Here is a 3034-nt window from a genome sequence, read left to right as displayed (position 1 = left end):
CCCGGGTGCTGTCGCCCCCTGCCGAACCTCTATGCCCTCGGCGCCGAGATCAGCGCAGCGTGACCTGACGGGACACGATGCCCGCCCGCGCACGGCGCTCGTTCGCGTCGAGTGGCTCGGTGACCGCGAGCGCTGCGTCGAGCTTCGCCTTGAGCTCCTTCGCGGGCTCCTCGACGTCGGCCGCCTCGGTGCCGCGCGGCAGCTCCCACACCGGGACCAGCAGCCCGCTCGAGCGGAACGCGCCGACGAACTTGCCACCACCGAGGCCCGACTCCCGCTTGGCGTGGAGGCGCGAGATCGCGTCGATCAGCGCCTCCTCGCCCACGGGCCAGGCCCAGCGCAGGAACTCGCGGCTCATCGAGCACCAGTAGGCCGACTCGACCGAGGAGAGCTTGACCGTGGGGACGATCGACTCCGACGCCTGGTCGAGCGACGCCTTGAGGTCCGGCGTGACGTCCGTCGAGGGGTCGAGCCAGAACGAGAAGTCGTCGTGGACCGTGACGTCGAACGGCACCGACAGGTCCAGGACGTCCTGCAGGCGCGGACCCGGGCCGGGCAGCTCGCCCAGCTCGATCGACGTGCCCGGCTCGGCCTCGATGGCTTCCAGGAGCGCGGCCGCGAGGTCGCGGCTCGTGTCCCCCGACCCTGCGATGGTCTGGAGGGCCAGGAGGATCGTGCCGTCCTGGCGGTGCAGCGCGGCCCACCCGGCAGGAAGGACCGTCACCACGAGGACGTCGCGCGCACCGAACTCCTTCGTCGTGCGGGCGGGTGCCGAGGCCGACGGGACGACCTCTCGGAGGGCGACCCAGTCGGTCTCCCCAGGGAGACCCTCGAAGGGGCGCAGCACGAAGTCGGGCGTCGAGTTCTTGGCCATGGGGGAAGTGTAGTGGGACCGTAGGGCGCGGCCGAGGTCACGCTGCCCCGGTCCCGGCTCGGCTGGTCCGCCGCGTCGTCCTCTACCGCTCGACCGGGAACCCTCGCTGCGACCACGCGACCATGCCGCCGTCAAGGTTGGTCGCGTCGAAGTCGCCCTGGTTGAGCCACGCGGCGGCACGCGCCGACCGGCCGCCCGAGTGGCAGATCACGAGGATCGGCACGTCGGGGTCGAGCTCACCCCAGCGGACGGGGAGCTCGCCGAGCGGGATGTGGACGGCGTCGGGCACGTGGCCCGCGTCCCACTCGTCCTGCTCGCGCACGTCGAGGAGCACGACGCCCTCGGGGACGGGGTGCTCGGCGTCGAGCTCGGACACGTCGGTCGTGGGTACCTGAGGCGGGAACATGGTGACCAGCCTACGTTTCTGACGAGACGTCGCCGGGCGGCGTTCACGGGCCGGAGGTGCCGACGCCCCCACCAGTGGCAGGATCGGTCCATGGACCCACGCGCCGGTACGCCCGCCCAGCCCCAGGACCTCATCGACGTGGACGCCGTGGTCGGCGCCTACTACGACCTCTCCCCCGACGTCGACGATCCCGCGCAGAAGGTGGTGTTCGGGACGTCGGGCCACCGTGGGTCGAGCCTGGACCACGCGTTCAACGAAGCACACATCGTCGCGATCACCGCGGCCATCGTGGAGTACCGGCGTTCGCAGGGCACCGACGGCCCCCTGTTCATCGGACGCGACACGCACGCCCTGTCACTGCCCGCGTGGCAGACCGCGATCGAGGTCCTCGCGGCCGCGGGCGTCCAGACGTACATCGACGCTCGCGACTCGTACACGCCGACGCCGGCCGTGTCGCAGTCGATCCTGCTGCACAACGGTGCGGCCACCGAGGAAGGGGTCCGCACGAGCGGCCCCGAGCTCGCGGACGGCATCGTCGTGACGCCGTCGCACAACCCGCCGCGCGACGGCGGCTTCAAGTACAACCCGCCGCACGGTGGCCCGGCCGACTCGGAGGCGACGGGCTGGATCGCGGACCGCGCGAACGAGATCCTGCGCTCGGGCGTCGGGCAGGTCCGGCGTGTCCCGCTCGAGCGCGCGCTGACGGCGGACACCACGCACCGGCACGACTTCCTGACGGCGTACGTCGACGACCTGGCCTCGGTCCTGGACCTCGACGCGATCCGCGGCGCGGGCGTCTCGATCGGCGCCGACCCCCTGGGCGGGGCGTCGGTCGAGTACTGGGGCGAGATCGGCGAGCGCTACGGGCTGGACCTGACGGTCGTGAACCCGCAGGTGGACCCGCGCTGGGCGTTCATGACGCTCGACTGGGACGGCAAGATCCGCATGGACTGCTCGTCGCCGTACGCCATGGCCTCGCTCGTGCAGAAGATGACGGACCCGGACGCGACCTCGACGTTCGACATCGCGACGGGCAACGACGCGGACTCGGACCGCCACGGGATCGTGACCCCCGACGCGGGCCTCATGAACCCCAACCACTACCTCGCGGTCGCGATCGACTACCTGTACGGCGGGGCCCGCCCGGGGTGGCGCCCGGACGCCGCGATCGGCAAGACCCTCGTGTCCTCGTCGCTCATCGACCGGGTCGGAGGTGGGCTGGGGCGCCGCGTCGAGGAGGTGCCGGTCGGGTTCAAGTGGTTCGTCCCGGGCCTGCTCGACGGCACGGTCGCGTTCGGCGGCGAGGAGTCCGCGGGCGCGTCGTTCCTGCGGAGGAACGGCGGGGTGTGGACCACGGACAAGGACGGTCTCCTCCTCGCGCTGCTCGCCTCGGAGATCCTCGCGACCACGGGGAAGAGCCCGTCGCAGCACCACGCCCGGCTGGTCGAGCAGTACGGCGAGTCCTGGTACGCCCGCGTCGACGCCCCGGCCTCGCTCGAGGAGAAGTCGGCGCTCGCGAGGCTCAGCCCGGAGCAGGTCACGTCGACGACGCTCGCGGGCGAGGAGATCACCGCGAAGCTGACGACGGCGCCGGGCAACGGAGCGGCGATCGGCGGCCTCAAGGTCACCACGGAGAACGCGTGGTTCGCGGCGCGCCCCTCGGGCACGGAGAACGTGTACAAGATCTACGCCGAGTCGTTCGTCTCGGCCGAGCACCTGTCGCAGGTGCAGGACGAGGCCAAGCAGGTCGTCTC

General features: G+C 71.9%; 3 protein-coding genes. 1 reads left to right on the top strand and 2 read right to left on the bottom strand.

Going from position 1 to position 3034, the window contains the following annotated elements; all coding sequences use genetic code 11:
* Positions 1-49 precede the first annotated feature (49 nt).
* Positions 50-874, bottom strand: a complete 825-nt coding sequence (locus tag ACFRCR_RS18050; protein ID WP_377679507.1) for a DUF5926 family protein — start codon at positions 872-874, stop codon at positions 50-52.
* A gap of 82 nt (positions 875-956) precedes the next feature.
* The gene (locus tag ACFRCR_RS18045; protein ID WP_138826601.1) at positions 957-1280 is read right to left on the bottom strand and encodes a rhodanese-like domain-containing protein; all 324 of its coding nucleotides are present in this window, start codon (positions 1278-1280) and stop codon (positions 957-959) included.
* A 90-nt stretch (positions 1281-1370) separates the two neighbouring features.
* Here ACFRCR_RS18045 and pgm point away from each other — a divergent pair.
* Positions 1371-3034: phosphoglucomutase (alpha-D-glucose-1,6-bisphosphate-dependent) (gene pgm / locus ACFRCR_RS18040; protein ID WP_377679505.1), on the top strand; the 1664-nt coding region annotated here is incomplete at its 3' end.

Source organism: Oerskovia sp. NPDC056781, assembly GCF_042789955.1.
Taxonomy (GTDB): domain Bacteria; phylum Actinomycetota; class Actinomycetes; order Actinomycetales; family Cellulomonadaceae; genus Oerskovia; species Oerskovia rustica.
Note: the sequence above shows the minus strand (reverse complement) of the source record. Positions and strands in the feature narration are given on the sequence as shown.